Source organism: Escherichia sp. MOD1-EC6021 (assembly GCF_002965245.1).
GTDB lineage: Bacteria > Pseudomonadota > Gammaproteobacteria > Enterobacterales > Enterobacteriaceae > Escherichia > Escherichia coli_F.
Map to the genome: position 1 here is coordinate 25,528 of NZ_PTRU01000003.1, position 23,778 is coordinate 49,305.

The window sequence follows — 23,778 nt, forward strand, 5'->3', positions numbered from 1 at the left end:
GGAGTCGTAAATGGACTATCGCAAAATCATTAAAGAGATCGGGCGCGGGAAAAACCACGCGCGCGATTTAGACCGGGATACTGCGCGCGGTCTGTATGCCCATATGCTCAATGGTGAAGTCCCTGACCTTGAGTTGGGCGGCGTATTGATTGCGCTGCGTATCAAAGGGGAAGGGGAAGCAGAGATGCTCGGCTTTTACGAAGCCATGCAAAATCACACCATCAAGCTGACGCCGCCTGCAGACAAGCCGATGCCGATTGTCATCCCCAGTTACAACGGCGCGCGTAAACAGGCCAACCTGACGCCGTTGTTGGCGATTCTCCTGCACAAGCTCGGTTTTCCTGTGGTGGTTCACGGGGTTAGCGAAGATCCAACCCGCGTGCTGACAGAAACCATTTTCGAACTGATGGGTATTACGCCAACGTTGCACGGCGGGCAGGCGCAGGCGAAGCTCGACGAACATCAACCGGTGTTTATGCCTGTCGGCGCGTTTTGCCCGCCGCTGGAAAAACAACTGGCGATGCGCTGGCGGATGGGCGTGCGTAACAGTGCACATACCCTGGCGAAACTGGCGACGCCATTTGCCGAAGGTGAGGCACTGCGTCTTTCCAGCGTTTCGCATCCAGAATACATTGGACGCGTCGCGAAGTTCTTTAGCGATATCGGCGGGCGGGCGCTACTAATGCATGGTACCGAAGGTGAAGTGTATGCTAATCCGCAGCGCTGCCCGCAAATCAATTTGATCGACCATGAAGGGATGCGGGTGCTGTATGAAAAACAGGACCCTGCTGGTAGCGAGTTACTGCCACAAGCAAAAGATCCGGAAACCACGGCGCAGTGGATTGAGCGTTGCCTGGCTGGCAGCGAACCGATTCCCGAATCGCTGAAAATCCAGATGGCTTGCTGCCTGGTGGCTACGGGGGAAGCGGCAACTATCAGCGATGGCCTGGCGCGCGTTAATCAGGCATTTTAATTTTTATCTCAGCCGGATGAGCCACGTCATCCGGCTTTTACCCCACCGCAATATGAAATTCCTGCATCTTTATTGACCTTCCCGCGCCCGGCGTGCAGCATAAAAAAACAACAAACACATAACATAAACAGGAGTTAACCATGGAAAGTGGTCATCGCTTTGATGCTCAGACGTTGCACAGTTTTATTCAGGCTGTATTTCGTCAGATGGGTAGCGAGGAACAAGAAGCGAAATTAGTTGCCGATCATTTAATCGCGGCAAACCTGGCAGGGCATGATTCACATGGTATTGGCATGATCCCAAGCTATGTGCGTTCCTGGAGTCAGGGGCATCTGCAAATTAACCACCATGCCAAAATCGTTAAAGAAGCGGGGGCGGCGGTCACGCTTGATGGCGATCGCGCATTTGGTCAGGTCGCGGCACACGAAGCGATGGCGCTGGGGATTGAGAAAGCGCATCAGCACGGTATTGCTGCCGTGGCGCTGCATAACTCGCATCACATCGGTCGTATTGGTTACTGGGCAGAACAGTGCGCGGCGGCGGGGTTTGTCTCTATCCACTTTGTTAGCGTGGTGGGTATTCCAATGGTCGCGCCGTTCCACGGCCGCGACAGCCGCTTTGGCACCAACCCGTTCTGTGTGGTTTTCCCTCGTAAAGATAATTTCCCGCTGTTGCTTGATTACGCCACCAGCGCCATCGCATTTGGCAAAACCCGCGTCGCCTGGCATAAAGGCGTCCCCGTGCCGCCAGATTGCCTGATTGACGTTAACGGCATGCCGACGACCAATCCGGCGGTAATGCAGGAGTCGCCGTTGGGTTCGCTGTTGACCTTTGCCGAACATAAAGGCTACGCCCTTGCAGCGATGTGTGAAATTCTTGGTGGGGCGCTTTCCGGCGGTAAAACGACGCATCAGGAAACGTTACAAACCAGTCCCGATGCCATTCTTAACTGCATGACCACTATCATCATCAACCCGGAACTGTTCGGCGCGCCGGATTGTAGCGCGCAGACCGAAGCCTTTGCCGAGTGGGTGAAAGCCTCGCCGCATGATGACGATAAGCCGATTTTGCTACCGGGCGAGTGGGAAGTTAACACGCGTCGCGAACGGCAGGAGCAGGGGATTCCATTGGATGCGGGAAGCTGGCAGGCCATTTGTGATGCGGCGCGGCAGATTGGTATGCCGGAAGAGACGTTGCAGGCTTTCTGTCAGCAGTTAGCCAGCTAAAAAAAAGCCCGTCCAGTGGCGTACGGGCAAACAAGGGTAACATAGGATCAATGAGGGTTAGAGCATATGCGTCTGTCGGCAAACAGACAGGGAAATACTTTTGCTGGACGTAGCGTCAACGCCTGATCCGTCCAACGGTTCGGATTTTGTAGGCCTGATAAGATGCTGTAGCGTCGCATCAGGCACCTGTTGCCGGATGCGGCGTGAACGCCTTATCCAGCCTACGAATTACTTATAGATAACCGCGGTACCGCTTAATTTATTGTTGTTGGTGGCGGAAGTGATGCTGTATCCACTAGCACCAGCAGCCGCAGCTTTCTCAGCCAGTTTCGCTTCCAGGGCATCGAGGGTGGATGCGCCATCGGCAGAAACCACGCCGATTTTATTCATGTTCTGTGCCTGGGATGCCGTTACCGGTTCCGCGGCAAACACGCCAAATGACAGAGTTGAAAGAGCCATAGCAGCAACAACAGTATTGATAGTTTTCATAATTAATCTCTCGCAGGTGATTTTTGTATAAGTGACGTTGTTTCGTCGATGTGATGAGTATCACGTTTTTTTTCGAGAGATAAAATCGAAGAGAATTGACCGCCTTGTTCAAATAAATTGATTGATATCTAACATACTGATAATCCATTTATTTGTTGAACTTATGGACGTGTTTTATGCAGCGTGGCAGTCACGACAGCGTTAAAGGCACGGAATGCCACGCAAAATACAAATTATACTCGCTATACATCCCGCCAGTTGTAGTTAACGTAACTGGCTGTCTTTCGAACCTCTGCGATTATATCCTGTATAAGCTGGTTTTTGTAAATCTTTCTCCTGTTGGCAGTGAATGCATAAGCGCACGCCAGGAATGGCTTCCCGGCGGGCCTGCGGGATGGGGGCGCCGCACTCTTCACATTCATACAGGCTCTCGCCACGCGGAATTTCACCCCGGGCACGAGCAATCGCATCTTCAATTGTACTGTTGATCTGTTCGTTGACGGCGTCATCGTTAGCCCAACCGGATGCCATATCGTCCTCCCCATATCAATGCTTGTACAGTTAAGTGTAGCTAATATAGGGACGAACTCGGGCAGTTCAAGCGTCAGATCTCCGACCATTCCCGCAGCAGATTATGATAAAGATTGAGCAGCGACAGGATCTCTTCACTTTCGCCATGGCGGCTTTTCAGCGACTGAATATTGGTGTCCAGTTCGAACAGCATGGCGCGCTTTTTATCATCGCGGATCATCGACTGGATCCACATAAATGATGCCACCCGTACGCCACGGGTTACGGGGGTCACGCAGTGCAGGCTGCTGGAAGGGTACAACACCAGATCGCCTGCCGGGAGTTTTACCCGATGTTGTCCGAAGGTGTCATTAACGACCAGTTCGCCGCCGTCGTAGCTTTGTGGATCGCTTAAAAACAGCGTGGCAGAAAGGTCAGTGCGCATCCAGCCGTTTTGTGGGTGACTGCGTACCGCGCCATCCACATGAAAACCGTAAGTTTCATTGTTCTGATAACGATTAAACAGCGGCGTGGAAAGGGTACGCGGCAAGGCAGCGGCAAAGAACAATGCATGTTGGTTAACCGCGTTCAGCACCTCATTTTGCAGGGCGGCGTATAACGCGCTGTGGGTGTCGACCTGTTGATTGTTCTTAACTTGCGCGCCTTGTGCGCCGGTGGTGACGCGTCCATCAACCCATTCGGCTTGTTCCAGTTGTTCGCGAAACCGGGCGACGTCCTTTGGCGATAGCACGCCGGGAATGTGGTACATCATACAAGTTCTCCAAAAAGTGGGGCTTTTACCCTACACCGATTTTTAACAGCAGGTGCTTTGTTCATGCCGGATGCGGCGTGAACGCCTTATCCGGCCTACCAAATGATGTGAATTCAATGCATTGCACAACCTTGTAGGCCTGATAAGCGCAGCGCATCAGGCAGTCCTGTTCTCGCCATCAACATTAGTGAGCCCTGCGCCCCACATCTGAATCAGAAATGCATATTGGCGGTAAGCAGGAACGTTCTTGGCTCGCCCGGGTGATAACGGTAGCCGCTCTTGTTGATTGAGGCGACGTAATCGGTATCAAACAGGTTGTAGACGTTTAGCTGGAAGTCGAGATTGCGATTAACCCGATACCCCAGTTTAGCGTCGGCGACCCAATAACCTTCGGTAAACGCTGGCGTTCCCACCGCGCCGTCAGAACCTTTATGCATACTGCCGATATAGCGTGCGCCCGCACCAACGGAAATATCATCGGTTGCCTGGTACTGGCTCCATAAGGTAAAGGCGTGCTCCGGGGTATACGGCAGCGATGAGGAACCATCCTGGGCAACATCTTTGCCGTTTTTGATGGTTGCTTTTTGCTGGGTATAGCCGCCAATCACCTGCCACGCGGGAGTGATATTCCCGGCCACGGATATCTCATAGCCTTCGACGCGTTTCTTACCGTATTGCGAGTAAGTTCCGTCATCATTTTGCTCAACTTCATTTTCGATATCAGTACGGAACAGCGCGGCGGTGAGCAACAGGCGTTTATCCAGAACCTGCCATTTGGTGCCAATCTCGCTGGTGTTGGCTTTTTGCGGTTTAAAATCGGTACGGTTGGCACTGTTACCGCTGCCAGACTGCGCAAGGGCGAAGTTGTTTCCGCCCGGCGGCTGTTGGGAAACGGCATAGTTAATATAGACATTGCCGTTTTCCGTCAGGTGATACAGCGCCCCGGCTTTCCAGTTCACCAGATTGCCAGACTTGGCGGTGTCAACAGTGGTGACCGGAGAACCTTTCGCCACGCCAGCTGGGCAGGTAACGGCACCGCGTCCGCTGCCGCCGCAGGCGGTGGCACTGTCATATTCAGTATGATAATTATCCAGACGGATCCCGCCGTTCAGCTCAAAATCACGGGTGATTTGCAGCGTATCGAAGGCGTAAATTGCGAAGGTATCCGTCTGACCATTGGCGTTTGCGCCGTTGCGCGTCAGGCCGCCGGGATGAATGCTGCTGTCAGGATGATAAATATTCACCGCCGGTAACGTCACCGGATTAACGCCGTAGTTGGTCTGCGTCTCACGGGTAAATTCCACGCCGGTACTGACATCATGACCGATAGAGCCGGTATAGAACGTCGAGGTCAGGTTGGTCTGGTTGGTGAGAATTTTATTACTCACATCTTTGGTATTCGCCGTACGTGACCACGTCCAGCTATTCACATCGCTGGTGGGCTGGGTAATATTCGATGCCCCGCCCATAATCGCCGTCATCAGGTAATCCTGCTTTACGCGCGACCAACGGGTAGTGTTGCGAATGGTGGTGTTATCGTTGATGTCGTGCTCAAAACGCATGGTAGCGGTGTCGGTGGTCGAATCGTCGTAATCGGAATCCGTGCCGTAAAAGTTATGCGTATCAACTTTTCCGGAATGATTCAGGGCCGCCGTTCCCGCAGATGGGGCAGAATAGCCCGGCAAACCGATGGTTGGAATGCCGCCGTCTGGCGTGTTGTGCTGGGTGACATGCAGATAATTAAGATACAAACGATTCGCTGTACCAAGGCCAAAAGCGACAGAAGGGGCGACGCCGTAACGCTCATTTTTGACTTTGTCGCGTCCGGCATCGTGCGTTTTTTCGCCCATTACATTCAGGCGCACCGCGGTGGTATCACCAATGACCTGATTGACGTCCAGCGTGCCGCGGCGGAACCAGGCGCTGCCAATACTCGCGGAGGCGTCAATGCCCGAATCATTGCGCGGCTGCTTGCTGATCATATTGATCGAGCCCGTCGGTGCGCTGCGCCCGTAGTCGGTGCCGGACGGCCCTTTAATCACTTCGACCTGCTCGGTATTGAAGGTGTCGCGCGAGACGCTGCCGATATCGCGAATGCCATCAATATAAATACTGTTAGAGGTATCGGCACCACGCATATAAATGGCGTCGCCAGTGGTGGAGTTACCGTTCTCACCCGCAAAAAACGCACCCACGCCGGGGACGTTTTTGAGCGCGTCGGTAAGGTTGGTTGCGCCCTGATCTTTAATCACTTGTTCAGAAATCACCGTCATCGTGCGGGTAGTATTCGCTACCGGACGCGAGAATTTCGGATCGGCAGATTGTTGTGGTGCATAAAGCGAAGGCGTTGATGCTTCGACAACCAGCGTGTCATCCGCGTTAGTTTGCCCTTCGGCGGCGAGTGCCTGTGCCACAGGCGTAATACCAATACAAAGACCGGCAAAGAACGTGAGCGAATGAAATTGTCTGGCAGGGAAATTGCGATTGTTTTCCATTTTGCAGGTGACTTTTTCTTATATGTTGAAATTTTCACTGTCACGAGAAAGCCTCTCTGCGGATGCGATGCCACTGTTAATCCCGTGATAGTGTTCGTGCAAGTGATAATAATTTTGATAAGCATTATCACTTGGCGCGATTTTCTATCACCCATTGCGCGAAAAAGAAATACATTTATTTACATTGCGTTCATATTTGATGTTTTTTGATTACAAAACAGGCGAAAACTGCATCCAGAGGCGAATGCAGTTACGTTGGTGGGGTTATTTGTAGATGGTTGCAGTACCGAACATCTGGTCATTTCCGCCTGCGGAATTAATGACATAACCTTTCGCGCCTTGTTCGCGCGCTTTTTCTGCCAGTTTATCCTCCAGATCGCTTAGGTTTGATGCGCCAGTTGCCGAAACGGTACCGGCGGGCCGTAGCTGACCGCTGTCCAGGTTACTCATCGGTTGCGCGGCATAAGCCGTGAGAGAGATTCCGCTCAGGACGGTGGCAATCAGTAGTGTGAGGCACTTTTTCATAATGACATCCTCATAAATACAACGGGTAGTGCCTGATAAGTGTAGGTCGCCTGGACGATGAAAATGACGCAAAAAATTGACAGAGATGTGCTTGTTTTTTGAACGATATATTTTTACAAAATAAGACAAATCAATGACATGCATGATGCTGATTTTTATGATGAATTGCCATAAACCATAGCCATGTTAAGGCTTTGGGGAATGATAAACGCAGCCAGATATTTACCCTGTCGCGTTATGCGGGTATCTTACGCCGCTGCTTAAAGGAGAATGCTATGTCCGCCCAGAAACCGGGGTTGCATCCGCGCAACCGTCATCACAGCCGCTACGATCTTGCCACGCTTTGTCAGGTGAATCCTGAACTCGGGCAATTCCTCACGCTTACACCCGCCGGGGAGCAAAGCGTAGACTTTGCCAATCCGCTGGCGGTGAAGGCGCTCAATAAGGCGTTGCTGGCCCATTTTTACGCCGTAGCGAACTGGGATATCCCGGACGGTTTTCTCTGCCCGCCAGTGCCAGGCCGGGCAGATTACATTCATCACCTTGCCGATTTACTGGCAGAAGCAACAGGAACAATTCCAGCCAGGGCCAGCATTCTGGATATCGGCGTTGGTGCGAACTGTATTTATCCGCTGATTGGCGTACATGAATACGGCTGGCGTTTTACCGGTAGTGAAACCAGCAGCCAGGCGTTAAGCAGCGCGCAGGCGATCATCAGCGCTAATCCGGGGCTTAATCGAGCCATTCGTCTGCGTCGGCAAAAAGAGAGCGGGGCGATTTTTAACGGTATTATCCACAAAAGCGAGCAATACGACGCGACCTTGTGTAACCCGCCATTCCACGATTCCGCCTCTGCGGCACGGGCGGGTAGTGAGCGTAAACGGCGTAATCTGGGGCTGAACAAAGACGATGCACTGAACTTTGGTGGTCAGCAACAGGAGTTGTGGTGTGACGGCGGTGAAGTGGCTTTTATCAAAAAGATGATTGAAGAGAGCAAAGGCTTCGCGAAGCAGGTGATGTGGTTTACCTCGCTGGTATCTCGTGGCGAAAACTTACCGCCATTGTATCGTGCTCTGACGGACGTGGGCGCGGTGAAAGTGGTCAAAAAAGAGATGGCCCAGGGGCAAAAGCAGAGCCGCTTTATAGCCTGGACCTTTATGAACGACGAGCAACGCCGTCGTTTTGTCAATCGCCAGCGTTAAAGTGTCGGTTCTCCCGGTGGCAGCGGTTCAGCCGGGGCCGCGCCCGGAGCGGGCAGCACCTGATAAGTCTGTACCGGCGCGCGAACACCCGCCAGGTCGAAATGCTTTTTCACCTGGCTGTCGAGGGCAAAGCGGACCGTCCACTGTTTGAGAGGCAGCGTGGTGAATGAAACACGCAGTGTAAACGCGGTATTGCTTAAGCCGACAATCCCGGCAAAGTTCGGTTCACCGATAATCAACCCGCGAATTTCTTCGTTTGCCATCAATTCCGCTACCGCATCTTTCAGCGCCTGATTGGCTTTATCAGCATCTTCATGGCGATCAACATCATAATTTGCCACTACCGAACCAATACCGCGGACAAAGTTAGCAAAGGTGGTAATCGAAGACCACGGAATGATGTGATACGCCCCGGTATCCTGGCGTACGCCCACGGAGCGAATCGACATCCGTTCCACAGTGCCGGTCAGCGGCCCGATAGTCACCAAATCTCCAGTGTTCATGCCGTTTTCAAACTGTATAAACACGCCGGTGATGATATCTTTCACCAGCGTTTGCGAACCAAATGAGATAGCCAGACCTAATGCCCCGGCACCTGCCAGCAATGGCGCGATATTGACGCCGATTTCTGACAACACAATCATGATGGTGATGGTACTGATAATCACCGCCAGCGCGTTGCGAAACAGCGTCAGCAGAGTACGCGTGCGGGCGCTCGGTAGCGGGCGGCCATGAATATCCGAAGCCAGCCGGTTTTCGATCAAACTGGCGAGCACCGTCCAGCCAACCGCCGAGAAGAAAAGAATGAGTGCGATACGGATCAGGATATCTACGGTTTTCTGCCCCGCACCGTTTTGCAGCCAGTTCCAGAAATCGAACAATCCCCATGCGCTCAACAGCAACATCACCGCCACGCAGACGGTCAGAATACGCGCCGTTTTCAGCGCCGCCGAAAGCCAGCCGTTCAGCCGTTTTTGCAGTTCCGGATAATTACGCTGAGTATGTGGCGAGAGAGTGATGGTTTTCGCCAGCCAGCGGGAAAACATACCAGAAACAAACGCTGCGATACCAATAATCGCCAGGCTGCGTACCGTTGCACCCATCATAAATTTCAGGCTGTTGCCCGGATCGAACAACGAAAAGAAAAACAGCACGATAAAATAGGCGCTTGCCAACCAGTGCCACACCAGCGCAAAAGCGCGAATAAACAGGCTGAAAAAGGCCAGCGAGTTTTCTGCGAAGTTGAGCAAATGTTGGGTAATCTCTTTTTTATTACGAAAGATCAGGTACAGCGCCCAGACGGTCATGCACAGCATAATGATGACGTTCGCTAGCGCACCGATTTGCACATTCACCTGATTAGAGATAATCGGCACAGCCACAATCAGACCATACCCAATCAGGCTGCTTAACCAGCTCAGGCGACGACTCCAGTAACGGGCGCTTTCGTCCTGAATCGTGAACGGGCGCAGCTCCGCCACGTTGGGGCAAAAAATCAGGCGTAGTACGGCTTTGAAAAATTCAATCAGGGCAAAGGCGTTGAGAAACAAACTTTGTTGGAAAGCGATGGTGCGACTGCCCGCATTCAGGTTGTCGCTTAAAACCTGACCGACAAATAATGTCAGTGCCAGTAACAGCAGGTCGATAATAAACGCCCCGATAATCATCGCCGGAAGCTGCAACCAGTTACTGCGCTCACGATTTTTTTGCCGCGCCCACTGGCCCATTTTGCGATACAGCGGCAGTGCGCACAGGCGAATCAGCCAGTAAAAACCAAACACTAATACCGCTAACATTGAAAAATGGGTCAACGCATTGCTGAAGGTTTGTGGATTAAACGGCTTATGCGGGGAGCCGGTGATATTGCGATAAAGTTGTCCGAAGCGGGCGGAAAGGGCTTCACCATAATGGCGGCTGACTTCGGTGACTTTTTGCAGCACGGTTTGCTCTTCAACCAGCGTCGGCGGCACGATCTTCGGTACGGGTTCCGCAGGGGGCGTCGCGGCGACGGTGCGCAACTGGTCGATCAACTCTTTACGCGAGGTGTCATTATCCAGCACATCCGCCAGTGCGCCATAGGCCGCTTTTTTTTGTTCGATATCCGGTTCCGGGGCCGGTTCAGTCGTTGAGTCCGTTGTCGTTGTGGTTGTAACGCCGGGTATGGATACCGCGTGGGCAGGTGCGCCCAGCAGGCAGAAGAGGATGAACAGGATCCACCGCATGACTCCTCCAGTGAGAAAACAGAGCAAAAAGATAAGTATAGATGCTGGGGGAGGGGCGATTTTAAATGAGAGGAATCTGGTGTGCCTCCCTTTCGGAAGAAAGGGAGGCTGAGAAGTTAAGAGACGTGCTGCAAAAATTCCTGCAAGCGCTGGCTCGGTGGGTTCTTGATCAACACCTGCGGATCGCCATCTTCCGCAATCCGGCCTTTGTCGATAAAGATCAGGCGCGAAGCGACTTTCTCGGCAAAACCGATTTCGTGTGTCACGATCACCATCGTCATCCCTTCTTCAGCCAGATCCTGCATAACCTTCAGCACTTCATGGCGCAGTTCCGGGTCAAGAGCGGAAGTCGGTTCATCAAACAGCATCATTTTCGGCTTCACCGCCAGCGCGCGGGCAATCGCCACACGCTGCTGCTGACCACCAGAAAGTTCGGAAGGGTAGTGATGTGCACGTTCTGCCAGACCGACTTTCGCCAGCAGCTCACGCGCCAGTTTTTCCGCCTCTTCTTTGTTCGCGCCACGCACGCGTAGCGGACCAAACATCACGTTTTCCAGCGCCGTCAGATGCGGGAAGAGGTAAAACTGCTGGAACACCATACCCGCTTCCTGGCGAATCAGGCGCTCGTCAACTTTCGGATCGTTAACCTTCAGGCCATCGACAATCAGATCGCCGGAAGTGATTTCTTCCAGTTTGTTGATGCAGCGCAGCAGGGTCGATTTACCGGAACCGGACGGCCCGATAATCACCACGACTTCGCCCTGGGCAATGTTCAAATCGATATTGTGCAGCACCTGGGTTGGACCAAAATGCTTGGAGACGTTTTTAAATTCAATCACAGGATTTTCATCCTTCTTTCCAGACGACGCAGAATAAAGCTCAGCACCAGGGTAATAATCAGATAGAACACCGCCACGGCGCTCCAGATCTCAAGGGCGCGGAAGTTACCGGCAATAATTTCTTGCCCCTGACGGGTCAGTTCCGCCACGCCGATAACAATAAACAGCGAGGTGTCTTTAATGCTGATGATCCACTGGTTACCCAGCGGCGGCAGCATACGACGCAGTGCCAGCGGTAAAATGACGTAGCGAATGGTTTCCCAACGTGAAAGGCCGAGAGCCAGTCCTGCTTCACGGAAACCTTTGTGGATAGACAGCACCGCACCACGCGTGATTTCCGCAATGTATGCGCCGGAGTTGATCATGATGGTGACCACCGCCGCAGTAAATGGGTCGATGCGTAAGTCGTTAAACGCCATCGGCAGGGCGAAGTAGATAAACATCACCTGGACGACGATAGGTGTGCCGCGGATCACTTCAATAAAGACCAGCGCGACGTGGTTGGATATCCAACCACCGAAGGTGCGTGCAAAACCTGCCAGCAATCCGATCACCAGGCCGCCAGCCAGACCGAGGACCGAAATCCACAGGGTCATTTTGGCACCTTCAATCAGAAGCGGAATGGCAGGCCAGATGGCACTCCAGTCAAACTGCATATGTTGTTCCTGTTACCGTGGTGTAAATAATCAAATTCAGGGTAATTAATGGCCCCGGAGCGGGTTTGCGCCCCTTACCCAACCCCCCTCCCCAGAGGGGAGAGGGGACTGCCAGTGCGCTTTACAGGCGTAGCGTTATTATTTTGGTTCAGTACCGAACCATTTTTTGTAGATTTCGTTGTAAGTTCCGTTCTCGCGCAGGGTTTTCAATGCGCCGTTGACTTTGTCACGCAGCTCATCGCTACCTTTCGGGAACGCGATACCGTATTGCTGTGCTTCCAGAGAGTCACCTACCGCTTTGAACTGACCGTTACCGGCAGTTTTGATGAAGTAAAGAATGTTTGGCGTATCGTGCAGAACGGCGTCTGCGCGGTTAGTGCCCAGTTCCATATAGGCGTTATCAATGTTCGGGAACTGACGCAGATCTTTAGTTTTGATGTTTGCTTTCGCGTAATCAACGGAGCCAGTGCCGCTCTTCACAGCAACCACTTTCCCGTCGAGATCTTTCACGCTTTTCACATCGTTATTGTTAGCTTTCACCATCACTAACAGGCCGCTTTTGTAGTAGCCGTCAGAGAAATCGATCGCTTTTTTACGCTCGTCGGTAATGGTGATGCCCGCCAGCGCCAGATCGACGTTTTTGGTTTGCAGTGCCGGAATGATCCCACTGAAATCCATCGGCTTCAGTTCGTAATCCAGCTTCAGCTCTTTAGCGATGGCAGCCCACAGATCAACGTCAAAGCCCACGTATTTATCGCCCTGTTTAAATTCAAACGGAACGAAGGCGGTATCCGTCGCGACAACTAATTTTTTATCCGCGGCATGAGAAGAAACCGCAAAAGCCAGGGTCAGTGCAGCCAGTGAAACTTTTAATACAGACTTCATAGCATTTCCTTTTTTCTATCCACGGGACGATCCCCTGCGTGACATTCACATATATGAAAAAATCGTGCCAGTTTTGCAACTCATTGATTTATCGAGATGCGGTAAAAACGTGATGCACGATTTATAGGGCAATACCCTGAAGATGCACCATTCTGGGGCACCAAACTGGTGCGCTAAAATTGTGCACTCAACACAGTGATTATTTAGCGTAAAACCTGATGAAAAAACAATCTTTATGTAACGATTGTGTGATGATGTGGATACAAAAAATTTACTTAATCAGCTGGAGATAGCAGATGGATGCACTAAATAAGTGCGTTGAGGTGGGCTGCAAAACAAAACGGCCTCCTGTCAGGAAGCCGCTTTTATCGGGTACTAAAGTTCTCCACCATCAGCGATGGATTTATTCGATGTTAGACTCGATAAACCACAGGAATTTATCCAGGTCGCGAGACGCGGCGGTCAGGATATCTGCGGTGTCGTCATCTTTCGCTTCACCAATCGCTTTGCGTACGTCATTAGCGACGATTGCGTAACGGTCAGCCAGTTCTTTCAGATGATCCTGAACGTTGTGGATGTCCAGCGGGTAACTTTTCAGCGGGGTTTTGCTGTTGATAACTTGAGTGGTCCCCAGAGCTACACCGCCCAGCTGCACTGCACGTTCTGCCATGGTATCCAGATGATCGATCAGTGCGGTGCGGAAGCCATCCAGCATTTCATGTACGGCAATGAAGTTAGCGCCGCGCATGTTCCAGTGCGCTTGTTTGGTAATCAAAGAAAGATCAATAAACTGGATAACCTGGCGATTCAGCAACTCTACTGTTGCTTTTTTCTCGCTGTCAGAGACATCGTTGCGGGTATAAAGCAGATTGGTCGCTTTTGATTTAACTAATTTAGCGGTACTCATAATTTCATATCCTCTTGATGTTATGTCCCAGTAATTAACGAGACTAAGTATAGCACCGGCTATGTGTTCCGCTATTCTGGCTGTTCCTATCACACTAATAGTGGTAACAAGCGTGAAAAACAAAACTAATAAAAATTCAATGAGTTAGATATATTGATAAGAACAATTCTTATTTATTGGCTCGCCAGGAATTTTCGGAATAAATATGCTTTTGCATAATTCGATATATAAAGACGGTGTGGAGGAAAAGTAGCGAGAAATTCTGCATGGTTATGCATAACCATGCAGAAATGTAAATTTAATTAATGTCTAATTCTTTTATTTTGCTCTCTTTGCGTACTGTCAGCGTAGAACCCATTGAAGCGGCGATGATAGCGCCGAGCGCCAGCAGCTGTATGGGTGTCAGTGTTTCTCCGAGGAAAATCATCCCGGAAACGGCAGCCAGCGCCGGTTCCATGCTCATCAGCGTACCAAATGTCCGTGTTGGCAAACGGGTGAGGGCAATCATTTCCAGCGAATAAGGCAGAGCGGTCGAGAGAATAGCGACCGCCAGACCCAATGGAATAACCGACCAGTGCCAGAGTGCTTCACCAGCCTGAAGCGCTCCAATTGGCACGAAAATTAACGCTGCAATCAACGAACCAATTGCCACCGTCGCAGGGCCATGTTCCGCTCCTGCGCGTTGCCCACTTAAAATGTAAATAGCCCAACAAGCCCCGGCCCCCAGTGCCACCGCCAGTGGTCCGGTGAACTCCAGCGCCACCGCAATACCCAGCGGTACTGTCTGAATAGAAAGATAAAAAAGATAATTCATCCCACCCAGCGAAACGCCGTAAAACAACAGCGGTAACCGCTGCTCTTTGGCAAAGCGCAGTCGCCATGGCTTAAAGAACGCGATGAGGATCAGCGTTCCTAATGCCAGACGCAGCGCAGTGACACCCGGTGCGCCCACCAGAGGAAAAAGTGACTTAGCTAACGAGGCTCCACCCTGAATAGACGCCATGGCAACGAGCAATATGACTATTGGTAACCAGACCGGCATTTTACGTAATGAACCAGGCATCCTTTCTCCCACAAATATCTAAACCTAAGTAAAGCGTGGAGTGTACTGGATATACCCAATGCTGGTTGAGCATTTGTTGAAAAAATTTTCCCCCGTTTTGACTAAAATGCGCCAGGATTGATGGAATCATTAGTCTGGTGATTAGGAATAATCTGGATGAATGACAGGGAATACATGCGTAATACTTACGCAGTTCTCTGAAAAAGTGATTTAAATTTAGATGGATAGCGGTGTATGGAAACGTTCTGTTACATGAAATGGCCCGTTAGACATCATAAATCGCGAAGAGTTTCCCATTAATTTTTGATATATTTAAAACTTAGGACTTATTTGAATCACATTTGAGGTGGTTATGAAAAAAATTGCATGTCTTTCAGCACTGGCCGCAGTTCTGGCTTTCACCGCAGGTACTTCCGTAGCTGCGACTTCTACCGTAACTGGCGGTTACGCACAGAGCGACGCTCAGGGCCAAATGAACAAAATGGGCGGTTTCAACCTGAAATACCGCTATGAAGAAGACAACAGCCCGCTGGGTGTGATCGGTTCTTTCACTTACACCGAGAAAAGCCGTACTGCAAGCTCTGGTGACTACAACAAAAACCAGTACTACGGCATCACTGCTGGTCCGGCTTACCGCATTAACGACTGGGCAAGCATCTACGGTGTAGTGGGTGTGGGTTATGGTAAATTCCAGACCACTGAATACCCGACCTACAAACACGACACCAGCGACTACGGTTTCTCCTACGGTGCTGGTCTGCAGTTCAACCCGATGGAAAACGTTGCTCTGGACTTCTCTTACGAGCAGAGCCGTATTCGTAGCGTTGACGTAGGCACCTGGATTGCCGGTGTTGGTTACCGCTTCTAATCACTTCGGTGATATAAAAAATCCGCCTCTCGGGGCGGATTTTTTGTTTTAAGGTTTCGGGTCGAAAATATCGGTTCCGAGATGGTTGTAATCTACCTTCTGTAACTGGAAGTTGGTGATGTATATCGGCCCGGCTTTCTTCTCAGATATAAACGGGTATTTGATGTTAATTTCCTTCGCTTTAATTCCCGTCCACTGCGAGAAAAAACCTAAGAAGTCATTGGCTGAACGGCGGGCTTTAATCACCCGATGCGCTTTATCATCGCTGGAAATGACCATAAAAGGTACCTGGAAATTTTGCTGATACTTATCATCATGGGCAAGGTATTGCACGTCTTTGCCGCGTTCTTTAAAGGCCAGACCGTGGTCCGCAAAGTAAACCAGCGAGAAGCTGCTGCCGCTATTGCGTAACTGGTCGTACAGCTTACGCAACAAATCGTCCGTTTGTGTCATGGTATAGAGATAGCATGACGTTTCTTTCGATTGCACAAAGGTTGCGTATTTGCCTTGTGTCCGGTCGCAGGCCTGTGGATGTGAGCCCATCAGATGTAGAACAATCAGCTGCGGTTGCGAGTGCTCTTGTGCCAGCACTTGAGCGGTCATATCCAGTAACGCTTCGTCTTTCGTGTTTTTATCTGCTTCAAAATTACCTTCTTTCAGGAAGTACACTTCATCTGCCCGTTTGGCGATGCTGGCGATGGCGGTATCGTATTCGCCGATTTGGCCCTGGTTGGAAAACCACCAGGTCTGGAAGCCCGCGCGATTTGCCAGGGTGACAAAGTTATCCTGAAACTGTGGTTTGCCATCGACTACGCGATTGAGCGTTAAGCCAAGCGATTTCTGCGTGGAGCCACTGGCGGCAATGTAGTCAGCAAAAAGCAAACCGTTAACACTGCTGGCAAACGGGGTATTGTCCCAGTGACCGCCAAAGGCACCGAGGGCATCGCGACGCGCGCTTTCACCGATCACCACCACATAGGTCTGATATTTCGGCTTAACGGCAGTGACCGTCCAGGTATCTTTCATTCCGGAAAGTTTTGCCATCCGTTCTTGCTCTTCAATCACCTCGTTATTATTGACGATGACATCCTTAGCAAAACGAAATACCGGATAGCCAGTATCTTTCAGTTTAAATACGCCGCCCCAGGCCAGATTTTGCACGGGAGCAACAAAAAATGTCGCCACACTGAATACCAGACACAGACTGTCGAAGGTATTCCAGCGCGCTTTTTCACTCTCTTTTTTCCGCCTGATTGCTATTACGCCGAGTGCAAAAATAAATAAGCCGACCAGGTAGCTATACCACGGAAAAATCGTCAGGATTTCGGTCGACTCTTCCATATTGGTGGAATGCAATGCCAGCAAGGTATTGAAGTTAGGCGCGCCGTAGGCCTGAGCAAAAGGGAAATAACAAGCGGCGACCAGCGAACTGACACCGACCAGAACTTTTTGTACGCGAGGCAATGTTCGCCATAGCAAAAGCAAAATAGCCGTAAATGCGGCGGTGTATAGCAAACTGAAGGGGTAACCTAAGCCGAGGTTAATTAATAGCGACTGTAAAAAGTAGAACGCAGTCCACGGGCTAAATACCCGGCTACGGGTAACAAGCGATTCTTTGAGGGTTAAATTCATATGCCACTATCGTAACAAACGCCATGTGCTTACCCTGGCGTCAAGGGTCAATACCTGCAAGAGTGCGTGAAGAGGGGAAAAGGGTCCGCATCCGCGAGCCGCAATATACGCAGGGCTGCAAGAAGATAGAGCGAGCTGCCGTTCAGGTCAACTACTGACGAACAAATCTTTTGCGAAGGGGATTGCAAATCCGACAAAAAGTGGGGTTTTTCAGAGCAAAACGCGTTGTGCCTGCATAAAAGCAGGAGTGAAGCGGCGTACCGCGACGCCGCTATTTATCGGAAGGTTTATCTTGCTGCGGTTTGTTGTTGACCATATCGCACAACATAGAGAGCAGCATTAACCGTACTTTAAAGGGAGAATGACTAAACACGCGCATACACCTCTTGAACTCATTCATAAGACCTCCTGACTTGCTAATCCCGTCGATCCTTGAGGGATGATTGCATTACATACAGATATAGCACAGGCTATATTATATAGCTATTGCTAAAACGTTAATTTTTTGTACCTTCGCAACTCTGGTTTACAATGTGCGCACGAAATGAGAACGCTATGTATGCGTCACCATAATGAGGAAGCACAATGAGTCGTCGCGCAGGTACGCCAACAGCAAAAAAAGTGACGCAGTTAGTGAACGTGGAAGAGCACGTTGAAGGGTTCCGCCAGGTCAGAGAGGCGCATCGGCGCGAGCTTATTGATGATTACGTTGAGCTGATTTCTGACTTGATCAGGGAAGTGGGGGAAGCTCGTCAGGTGGACATGGCGGCTCGTCTGGGCGTTTCGCAACCGACGGTGGCTAAAATGCTCAAGCGACTGGCAACCATGGGGCTGATTGAAATGATCCCCTGGCGTGGCGTGTTTTTAACGGCAGAAGGAGAGAAGCTGGCGCAGGAAAGCCGCGAGCGACATCAGATAGTCGAAAATTTCTTGTTAGTGTTGGGTGTCAGCCCGGAAATCGCTCGTCGCGACGCGGAAGGCATGGAGCACCATGTCAGTGAAGAGACGCTGGATGCCTTTCGTTTGTTTACCCAGAAACACGGTGCCAAATGAGCCTGCCTTTTTTACGCACGCTACAAGGCGATCGCTTTTTTCAGTTATTAATTCTTGTTGGCATCGGATTAAGTTTTTTCGTTCCCTTTGCACCGAAATCCTGGCTTGCTGCTATCGACTGGCACACTATCATCACCCTCAGTGGCCTGATGCTGCTGACCAAAGGTGTGGAGTTAAGCGGTTATTTTGATGTGCTGGGGCGCAAAATGGTGCGCCGCTTTGCTACTGAGCGTCGGCTGGCAATGTTTATGGTGCTGGCGGCGGCGTTGCTTTCAACATTTCTGACCAACGATGTCGCGCTGTTTATTGTTGTTCCGCTGACAATCACACTAAAAAGACTGTGTGAGATCCCGATTAATCGACTGATTATTTTTGAGGCGCTGGCAGTCAATGCGGGTTCGCTACTGACGCCGATTGGCAACCCGCAAAATATTCTTATCTGGGGTCGTTCTGGTCTTTCGTTTGCCGGGTTTATTGCCCAAATGGCACCGCTGGCTGGCGCAATGATGCTGACACTCCTGCTACTGTGCTGGTGTTGTTTCCCTGGAAAGGCGCTGCAATATCATACGGGGGCGCAAACACCTGAGTGGAAACCGCGGCTGGTGTGGAGTTGTCTGGGGCTGTATATCGTCTTTCTGACGGCGCTGGAGTTAAAACAAGAGCTGTGGGGACTTGTGATTGTAGCGGCGGGCTTTGCGCTGCTGGCTCGTCGCGTGGTGATCAGCGTGGACTGGACGCTGCTGCTGGTGTTTATGGCGATGTTTATCGACGTCCATTTACTAACCCAATTGCCAGCTTTGCAGGGGGTGTTAAGTAACGTGAGTCATTTATCCGAACCCGGATTATGGTTAACGGCGATTGGTTTATCGCAGGTGATCAGTAACGTGCCGAGCACGATTTTGCTCCTCAATTATGTGCCACCGTCTTTATTACTGGCATGGGCGGTAAACGTGGGTGGCTTTGGTTTATTACCCGGATCGCTGGCAAATTTGATTGCGTTACGGATGGCAAACGATCGCCGTATCTGGTGGCGTTTCCATCTCTATTCAATACCGATACTGTTGTGGGCGGCGCTGGTGGGATACGTTTTGTTAGTTATGTTCCCGGCCAGCTAGGTGCTGGCAAATAAAAAAGGCGGATTATGAGTCCGCCTTTTAATTTAAGTTTTGAAGATTAATTCAGACGAACCGGCATCCCGGAACGATTTTTGATCGCTTCATCCAGCACGACCTGATCCACATCAGGCTGACCAGTTACTGTCTGCACGCTCTTCGTCAGGGTAATTGGCACAATTTCCTGACCTTCAAACTGGGCTTCGGTGGTAGACAGCGGGTTATGGACTTCAATATAACGGCTGCCGTCAGGCTCGGTGGTCGCTTTTACCGGCTCATCAATAAACTGTACGCGAGTACCGACCGGTACTTTCTCGAACAGGAATTTGATGTCTTCGTTACGCAGACGCACACAGCCATGACTTACACGCAGACCGATACCGAAGTTGGCGTTGGTGCCATGGATAGCGTACAGGCGACCGATGTAGAGTGCATACAGCCCCATCGGGTTATCCGGACCTGCCGGAACGACAGCCGGAAGCGGTTCGCCCGCAGCGCGGTACTCTGCGTGCATTTTGGCGGTCGGCGTCCAGGTCGGGCCTGCTTTCTTACGCTCAACTTTGGTGGTCCAGTTGATAGGCGTGTCTTTGCCTAACTGACCAATGCCGATGGGCAGCACGATAACGGTGTTGCTGCCTTTCGGATAGTAATAGAGACGCATCTCTGCGCTGTTAATGACAATGCCTTCATGAACGGTATCCGGCAGGATCAGCTGCTGCGGAATGTTCAGTACAGTACCGCCTTTCGGCAGGAAGGTGTCCACACCCGGGTTAGCTTCCATCATGTTGGAAAGACCCATCTGGTACTCGGCGGCAAAATACTCCAGCGGCTGAGTGTTACCTTCAGGAATGGTGATCACCTGATTCTGACCAACCAGGCGACTCCCGTCGGTTGGCAGAGGATAAGTTACCGCAGAGGCGGTACTGCAAAAGCCGACAACAGCGAAGGCCGCTGCGAATAATGTTTTCAATTTCATATTCATGTTAAGCGAGATTTAGTGCCTGGCAGGCCATTGGGTTGAGAATATTAGAGTATTGGAAGCGCATTATAAGTTCATTCCAGCTCACAGTGAAATCAGATGTGTACGAAATCACATTTTTTGCCTTTGGGAAGAGTGTAGACCTTAAGCGGGGGACGGGATCTTCTTTCAGACTTATGGCATAATACGCGGTTTGTCATATCTCTTTTCAGGATACGCCTGTGTTAGTTTCCAGTAACGTCACCATGCAGTTCGGCAGTAAGCCGTTGTTTGAAAACATTTCCGTCAAGTTTGGCGGCGGCAACCGTTACGGCCTGATTGGCGCGAACGGTAGTGGTAAATCCACCTTTATGAAGATCCTCGGCGGCGACTTAGAGCCGACGCTGGGTAACGTTTCCCTCGATCCCAACGAGCGCATTGGTAAATTGCGTCAGGATCAGTTTGCCTTTGAAGAGTTCACCGTGCTGGATACGGTGATCATGGGGCATAAAGAGTTGTGGGAAGTGAAGCAGGAGCGCGACCGCATCTATGCTTTGCCGGAAATGAGTGAAGAAGACGGCTATAAAGTGGCCGATCTGGAAGTGAAATACGGCGAAATGGACGGTTACTCTGCGGAAGCTCGCGCCGGTGAACTGTTGCTTGGCGTGGGAATTCCAGTGGAACAGCACTACGGCCCGATGAGTGAAGTTGCTCCTGGCTGGAAGCTGCGTGTGCTGCTGGCGCAGGCGCTGTTTGCTGATCCGGACATTCTCCTGCTCGACGAACCGACCAACAACCTCGACATCGACACCATTCGTTGGCTGGAACAGGTGCTGAACGAGCGTGACAGCACCATGATCATCATCTCGCACGACCGTCACTTCCTTAACATGGTTTGTACCCACATGGCGGATCTGGATTACGGTGAACTGCGCGTTTATCCGGGCAACTACGATGAGTACATGACGGCGGCGACTCAGGCGCGTGAACGTCTGCTGGCTGATAACGCCAAGAAGAAAGCGCAGATTGCTGAGTTGCAATCTTTCGTTAGCCGCTTTAGTGCCAACGCCTCGAAATCTCGCCAGGCAACTTCGCGCGCACGCCAGATTGATAAAATCAAACTTGAAGAGGTGAAAGCCTCCAGCCGTCAGAACCCGTTCATCCGTTTTGAACAGGATAAGAAACTGTTCCGTAACGCGCTGGAAGTGGAAGGTCTGACCAAAGGGTTTGATAACGGTCCCCTGTTTAAAAATCTCAACCTGCTGCTGGAAGTGGGTGAAAAACTGGCGGTACTGGGTACCAACGGCGTCGGTAAATCAACGCTGCTGAAAACGCTGGTGGGCGATCTGCAACCGGACAGCGGCACCGTAAAATGGTCTGAAAACGCGCGCATTGGTTACTACGCCCAGGACCACGAATATGAGTTCGAAAATGATCTGACCGTATTCGAATGGATGAGTCAGTGGAAGCAGGAAGGCGATGACGAGCAGGCGGTACGCAGCATTCTCGGTCGTTTGCTGTTCAGCCAGGACGACATCAAAAAACCAGCTAATGTGCTTTCCGGTGGGGAAAAAGGGCGGATGCTGTTTGGTAAGTTAATGATGCAGAAACCAAATATTCTAATCATGGACGAACCGACCAACCACCTGGATATGGAATCTATCGAGTCGCTGAACATGGCGCTGGAACTGTATCAGGGAACGCTGATCTTTGTTTCTCACGACCGTGAGTTTGTAAGCTCCCTGGCGACCCGCATTCTGGAAATCACCCCGGAACGCGTGATCGACTTTAGCGGTAATTACGAAGATTACCTGCGTAGTAAAGGGATCGAGTAAGTTATTATCAGTAGCCCTGATAGGGTCAGGGCTACTGAAACTGATGACAAATGCAAAATTGCCTGATGCGCTACGCTTATCAGGCCTGACAGCGTATCGCAATATATTGAATTTTCAGGACTTTGTAGACCGGATAAGGCGTTAACGCCGCATCCGTCATGAACAAAGCGCACTTTGTCAGCAATCAGAGCAACACCGAACCTGCTTTCTTAACCTCACATCAATTCACTTCTACTAATCCATCACCTCTCAAACATCCATGCCCAGCGCGCGCTTACCGTGAATGTTCAGATCATCCAGCGTAAATCGGCCATCCCAGTTTGCTTCATAATCTTCTCGAGGGAAATCGCCCGGTGATGCCCCTTTTTCCAGTGCTTTCCTGACGTTATGCGCATAAGCCCGGTTTTTCTCACACATCGGCGCGGCAGGGATATACATCACATTCCCCCAGCCTTGTTGATTATTTACCGGTGCGACGGAGTGGATCACGTCGCAGTGCCACCAGACGGAATCCCCCGCTGTAATAGCTGGAATGGAAGTGAGTGCTTTAATCAGTAGTGGATGCCATCTCTCTGAAATGGGCAGAACTTTGCCAGGAGCGACCCCACACAACTCATCGTCCGGTACGTCATCCAGCAGTGGGCGCAATAAAACATACGCCATCGCTTCCGGGATTGGCACCACATGCAATAATCCCTGTCCTGGTAACATATCGGAAAGCGCCGTCCAGCCTTGAAAAGTGCGGAACACCGAACATTTTGTGGTGTTATCTACCGTGTACTCTTCAACATCAGTACGGTATGCAGCATCCCACGGATCGTAATCGTCGACATTACCGTTGAAAACATGGGCAAAAACACGCTGATAAGCGGGTAATAACCAACGTTCCAGCGCCCCAGAATCAGTGTGTGCACCCAGACCTTTAGACGTCGTGCCTGGTGGGCGGCGGCGGATCCTGTCCGGATAGATCACGCTAATATCGGGATCAAACCACTGCCTGCCGTTGCTTTCAGACTTCCACAGGCGGTTAAGGAAAGATTGCAGCGCCGCCATATTGTCACTTTGTCGCGCCTGCATTTGTGCCTGCGACCAGTAAATAGGGTAGATTTCAGGACGAGATGCCTCCAGCGATCCAAAGAAGCTGTCGCCGGGACCTTTATAAACATCATCAAAATGATTGGCATCAAGATAGTCAAGCATTGCGCGATCCCATGCCAGTGCCTGTTCGCGGGGGAAATGGCCTTTAATTACTGCACAGCCGCGACGTTTAATTTCATTGCGCGTGGCTTCACTCACTGTACCTGCTGCAACGTCGCTATATGGGACTTCCGGCCAAACCGGTAATCCTTGCCCTTTGAGGGCGTCTATTTCTGCTACACGTGCTTCGATTTTTGCAGAGAGTTTATCGAAGACCTGTTGTACATCGCCGATCTGTTGTCGCAGCTCCGCTTTCATCTTACGGATAGCCGTTTTCGCATCTGTTGGCAGTGTCTCATAGGTAAAAGTCATATCAACCTCACAACTTTCGTTCGAAAGTGAAAATAGTTATGATTGAT

At 51.0% G+C, this 23,778-nt stretch carries 24 protein-coding genes; 9 read left to right on the plus strand and 15 right to left on the minus strand.

What is annotated here, in order from left to right; translation table 11 throughout:
- Positions 1-10 precede the first annotated feature (10 nt).
- The 3 genes from ybiB to ybiE all read left to right on the plus strand — a co-directional run bounded on the left by ybiB (position 11) and on the right by ybiE (position 2,325).
- Positions 11-973 carry a DNA-binding protein YbiB gene (gene ybiB / locus BEB54_RS04495; RefSeq protein WP_000386513.1) on the plus strand — a complete coding sequence of 321 codons (963 nt, stop codon included), beginning with the start codon at positions 11-13 and terminating at the stop codon, positions 971-973.
- A 140-nt stretch (positions 974-1,113) separates the two neighbouring features.
- On the plus strand, positions 1,114-2,199 hold the full coding sequence (hcxB, locus tag BEB54_RS04500; protein WP_105282139.1) for a hydroxycarboxylate dehydrogenase HcXB: 1,086 nt from the start codon (positions 1,114-1,116) through the stop codon (positions 2,197-2,199).
- Positions 2,200-2,265: 66 nt separating this feature from the next.
- A complete protein-coding gene (gene ybiE, locus BEB54_RS29220; RefSeq protein ID WP_213089466.1) occupies positions 2,266-2,325 on the plus strand; it encodes a protein YbiE in 60 nt (19 codons plus the stop codon).
- Between the two features lie 102 nt (positions 2,326-2,427).
- Here ybiE and ybiJ read toward each other — a convergent pair whose 3' ends face one another.
- From ybiJ to mcbA, 5 genes are all read right to left on the minus strand, one after another.
- Positions 2,428-2,688 (minus strand): DUF1471 family protein YbiJ, encoded by a 261-nt coding sequence (ybiJ, locus tag BEB54_RS04505; RefSeq protein WP_000849301.1) that lies wholly within the window; start codon positions 2,686-2,688, stop codon positions 2,428-2,430.
- 264 nt (positions 2,689-2,952) lie between these two features.
- Positions 2,953-3,219: a C4-type zinc finger protein YbiI gene (gene ybiI, locus BEB54_RS04510; RefSeq protein ID WP_000146357.1), complete on the minus strand. Its 267-nt coding sequence runs from the start codon at positions 3,217-3,219 to the stop codon at positions 2,953-2,955.
- Positions 3,220-3,292: 73 nt separating this feature from the next.
- A complete protein-coding gene (gene ybiX, locus BEB54_RS04515) occupies positions 3,293-3,970 on the minus strand; it encodes a PKHD-type hydroxylase YbiX (RefSeq protein WP_032183801.1) in 678 nt (225 codons plus the stop codon).
- Between the two features lie 212 nt (positions 3,971-4,182).
- Positions 4,183-6,465: a catecholate siderophore receptor Fiu gene (locus BEB54_RS04520; RefSeq protein WP_105277043.1), complete on the minus strand. Its 2,283-nt coding sequence runs from the start codon at positions 6,463-6,465 to the stop codon at positions 4,183-4,185.
- A 264-nt stretch (positions 6,466-6,729) separates the two neighbouring features.
- Positions 6,730-6,990 (minus strand): DUF1471 family periplasmic protein McbA, encoded by a 261-nt coding sequence (gene mcbA, locus BEB54_RS28515; protein WP_000710619.1) that lies wholly within the window; start codon positions 6,988-6,990, stop codon positions 6,730-6,732.
- 275 nt (positions 6,991-7,265) lie between these two features.
- Here mcbA and rlmF point away from each other — a divergent pair, with 275 nt between their 5' ends.
- A complete protein-coding gene (gene rlmF / locus BEB54_RS04530; RefSeq protein ID WP_157943777.1) occupies positions 7,266-8,192 on the plus strand; it encodes a 23S rRNA (adenine(1618)-N(6))-methyltransferase RlmF in 927 nt (308 codons plus the stop codon).
- On the opposite strand, the gene ybiO is transcribed toward rlmF, so the two are convergent.
- The 6 genes from ybiO to BEB54_RS04570 all read right to left on the minus strand — a co-directional run bounded on the left by ybiO (position 8,189) and on the right by BEB54_RS04570 (position 14,764).
- Positions 8,189-10,414 (minus strand): mechanosensitive channel protein, encoded by a 2,226-nt coding sequence (ybiO, locus tag BEB54_RS04535; protein ID WP_105277045.1) that lies wholly within the window; start codon positions 10,412-10,414, stop codon positions 8,189-8,191. The genes rlmF and ybiO overlap by 4 nt on opposite strands.
- Before the next feature lie 116 nt (positions 10,415-10,530).
- Positions 10,531-11,253 (minus strand): glutamine ABC transporter ATP-binding protein GlnQ, encoded by a 723-nt coding sequence (gene glnQ, locus BEB54_RS04540; protein WP_000569080.1) that lies wholly within the window; start codon positions 11,251-11,253, stop codon positions 10,531-10,533.
- A complete protein-coding gene (gene glnP / locus BEB54_RS04545) occupies positions 11,250-11,909 on the minus strand; it encodes a glutamine ABC transporter permease GlnP (RefSeq protein ID WP_103253282.1) in 660 nt (219 codons plus the stop codon). Before glnP ends, glnQ begins: the two co-directional genes overlap by 4 nt.
- A 138-nt stretch (positions 11,910-12,047) precedes the next feature.
- Complete coding sequence (gene glnH, locus BEB54_RS04550; RefSeq protein WP_000843866.1) at positions 12,048-12,794, minus strand: glutamine ABC transporter substrate-binding protein GlnH; 747 nt, start codon at positions 12,792-12,794, stop codon at positions 12,048-12,050.
- A 403-nt stretch (positions 12,795-13,197) separates the two neighbouring features.
- Entirely contained in the window at positions 13,198-13,701 is a 504-nt protein-coding gene (gene dps / locus BEB54_RS04560) for a DNA starvation/stationary phase protection protein Dps (protein ID WP_000100800.1), read from the minus strand.
- 298 nt (positions 13,702-13,999) lie between these two features.
- A complete protein-coding gene (locus tag BEB54_RS04570) occupies positions 14,000-14,764 on the minus strand; it encodes an EamA family transporter (protein WP_105282140.1) in 765 nt (254 codons plus the stop codon).
- A gap of 234 nt (positions 14,765-14,998) precedes the next feature.
- Between BEB54_RS04570 and BEB54_RS28520 the strand changes: the two genes are divergently transcribed.
- Both BEB54_RS28520 and ompX read left to right on the plus strand, forming a co-directional pair.
- Complete coding sequence (locus BEB54_RS28520) at positions 14,999-15,064, plus strand: protein YliM (protein WP_120795379.1); 66 nt, start codon at positions 14,999-15,001, stop codon at positions 15,062-15,064.
- A 52-nt stretch (positions 15,065-15,116) separates the two neighbouring features.
- Entirely contained in the window at positions 15,117-15,632 is a 516-nt protein-coding gene (gene ompX / locus BEB54_RS04575; RefSeq protein WP_001295296.1) for an outer membrane protein OmpX, read from the plus strand.
- Between the two features lie 48 nt (positions 15,633-15,680).
- Here the strand turns inward: ompX and opgE are convergent, their stop codons facing one another.
- On the minus strand, positions 15,681-17,264 hold the full coding sequence (gene opgE, locus BEB54_RS04580) for a phosphoethanolamine transferase (protein WP_105277046.1): 1,584 nt from the start codon (positions 17,262-17,264) through the stop codon (positions 15,681-15,683).
- Between the two features lie 271 nt (positions 17,265-17,535).
- Positions 17,536-17,664, minus strand: a complete 129-nt coding sequence (gene mntS / locus BEB54_RS04585) for a manganase accumulation protein MntS (protein ID WP_001001761.1) — start codon at positions 17,662-17,664, stop codon at positions 17,536-17,538.
- A 185-nt stretch (positions 17,665-17,849) separates the two neighbouring features.
- Here mntS and mntR point away from each other — a divergent pair, with 185 nt between their 5' ends.
- Positions 17,850-18,317 carry a manganese-binding transcriptional regulator MntR gene (mntR, locus tag BEB54_RS04590; protein ID WP_000091016.1) on the plus strand — a complete coding sequence of 156 codons (468 nt, stop codon included), beginning with the start codon at positions 17,850-17,852 and terminating at the stop codon, positions 18,315-18,317.
- Complete coding sequence (locus tag BEB54_RS04595) at positions 18,314-19,432, plus strand: anion transporter (protein WP_105277047.1); 1,119 nt, start codon at positions 18,314-18,316, stop codon at positions 19,430-19,432. The genes mntR and BEB54_RS04595 overlap by 4 nt, the downstream gene beginning before the upstream one ends.
- A 58-nt stretch (positions 19,433-19,490) precedes the next feature.
- On the opposite strand, the gene ldtB is transcribed toward BEB54_RS04595, so the two are convergent.
- Complete coding sequence (gene ldtB / locus BEB54_RS04600) at positions 19,491-20,411, minus strand: L,D-transpeptidase (RefSeq protein WP_001056376.1); 921 nt, start codon at positions 20,409-20,411, stop codon at positions 19,491-19,493.
- 218 nt (positions 20,412-20,629) lie between these two features.
- On the opposite strand from ldtB, the gene BEB54_RS04605 reads away from it, so the two are divergent.
- Positions 20,630-22,222 carry an ABC-F family ATPase gene (locus BEB54_RS04605; RefSeq protein ID WP_074501063.1) on the plus strand — a complete coding sequence of 531 codons (1,593 nt, stop codon included), beginning with the start codon at positions 20,630-20,632 and terminating at the stop codon, positions 22,220-22,222.
- Between the two features lie 249 nt (positions 22,223-22,471).
- Here BEB54_RS04605 and BEB54_RS04615 read toward each other — a convergent pair whose 3' ends face one another.
- Positions 22,472-23,731 carry a DUF1479 domain-containing protein gene (locus tag BEB54_RS04615; RefSeq protein WP_105277049.1) on the minus strand — a complete coding sequence of 420 codons (1,260 nt, stop codon included), beginning with the start codon at positions 23,729-23,731 and terminating at the stop codon, positions 22,472-22,474.
- Between the last annotated feature and the right edge of the window lie 47 nt (positions 23,732-23,778).

Excerpts from the sequence above, each read along its gene's own strand:
- ybiB (WP_000386513.1), top strand. The coding sequence starts at position 11 with ATGGACTATCGCAAAATCATTAAAGAGATCGGGCGCGGGAAAAACCAC.
- hcxB (WP_105282139.1), top strand. The coding sequence starts at position 1,114 with ATGGAAAGTGGTCATCGCTTTGATGCTCAGACGTTGCACAGTTTTATT.
- ybiJ (WP_000849301.1), bottom strand. The coding sequence starts at position 2,688 with ATGAAAACTATCAATACTGTTGTTGCTGCTATGGCTCTTTCAACTCTG.
- ybiI (WP_000146357.1), bottom strand. The coding sequence starts at position 3,219 with ATGGCATCCGGTTGGGCTAACGATGACGCCGTCAACGAACAGATCAAC.
- ybiX (WP_032183801.1), bottom strand. The coding sequence starts at position 3,970 with ATGATGTACCACATTCCCGGCGTGCTATCGCCAAAGGACGTCGCCCGG.
- BEB54_RS04520 (WP_105277043.1), bottom strand. The coding sequence starts at position 6,465 with ATGGAAAACAATCGCAATTTCCCTGCCAGACAATTTCATTCGCTCACG.
- mcbA (WP_000710619.1), bottom strand. The coding sequence starts at position 6,990 with ATGAAAAAGTGCCTCACACTACTGATTGCCACCGTCCTGAGCGGAATC.
- rlmF (WP_157943777.1), top strand. The coding sequence starts at position 7,266 with ATGTCCGCCCAGAAACCGGGGTTGCATCCGCGCAACCGTCATCACAGC.
- ybiO (WP_105277045.1), bottom strand. The coding sequence starts at position 10,414 with ATGCGGTGGATCCTGTTCATCCTCTTCTGCCTGCTGGGCGCACCTGCC.
- glnP (WP_103253282.1), bottom strand. The coding sequence starts at position 11,909 with ATGCAGTTTGACTGGAGTGCCATCTGGCCTGCCATTCCGCTTCTGATT.
- glnH (WP_000843866.1), bottom strand. The coding sequence starts at position 12,794 with ATGAAGTCTGTATTAAAAGTTTCACTGGCTGCACTGACCCTGGCTTTT.
- dps (WP_000100800.1), bottom strand. The coding sequence starts at position 13,701 with ATGAGTACCGCTAAATTAGTTAAATCAAAAGCGACCAATCTGCTTTAT.
- BEB54_RS04570 (WP_105282140.1), bottom strand. The coding sequence starts at position 14,764 with ATGCCTGGTTCATTACGTAAAATGCCGGTCTGGTTACCAATAGTCATA.
- ompX (WP_001295296.1), top strand. The coding sequence starts at position 15,117 with ATGAAAAAAATTGCATGTCTTTCAGCACTGGCCGCAGTTCTGGCTTTC.
- opgE (WP_105277046.1), bottom strand. The coding sequence starts at position 17,264 with ATGAATTTAACCCTCAAAGAATCGCTTGTTACCCGTAGCCGGGTATTT.
- mntS (WP_001001761.1), bottom strand. The coding sequence starts at position 17,664 with ATGAATGAGTTCAAGAGGTGTATGCGCGTGTTTAGTCATTCTCCCTTT.
- mntR (WP_000091016.1), top strand. The coding sequence starts at position 17,850 with ATGAGTCGTCGCGCAGGTACGCCAACAGCAAAAAAAGTGACGCAGTTA.
- BEB54_RS04595 (WP_105277047.1), top strand. The coding sequence starts at position 18,314 with ATGAGCCTGCCTTTTTTACGCACGCTACAAGGCGATCGCTTTTTTCAG.
- ldtB (WP_001056376.1), bottom strand. The coding sequence starts at position 20,411 with ATGAATATGAAATTGAAAACATTATTCGCAGCGGCCTTCGCTGTTGTC.
- BEB54_RS04615 (WP_105277049.1), bottom strand. The coding sequence starts at position 23,731 with ATGACTTTTACCTATGAGACACTGCCAACAGATGCGAAAACGGCTATC.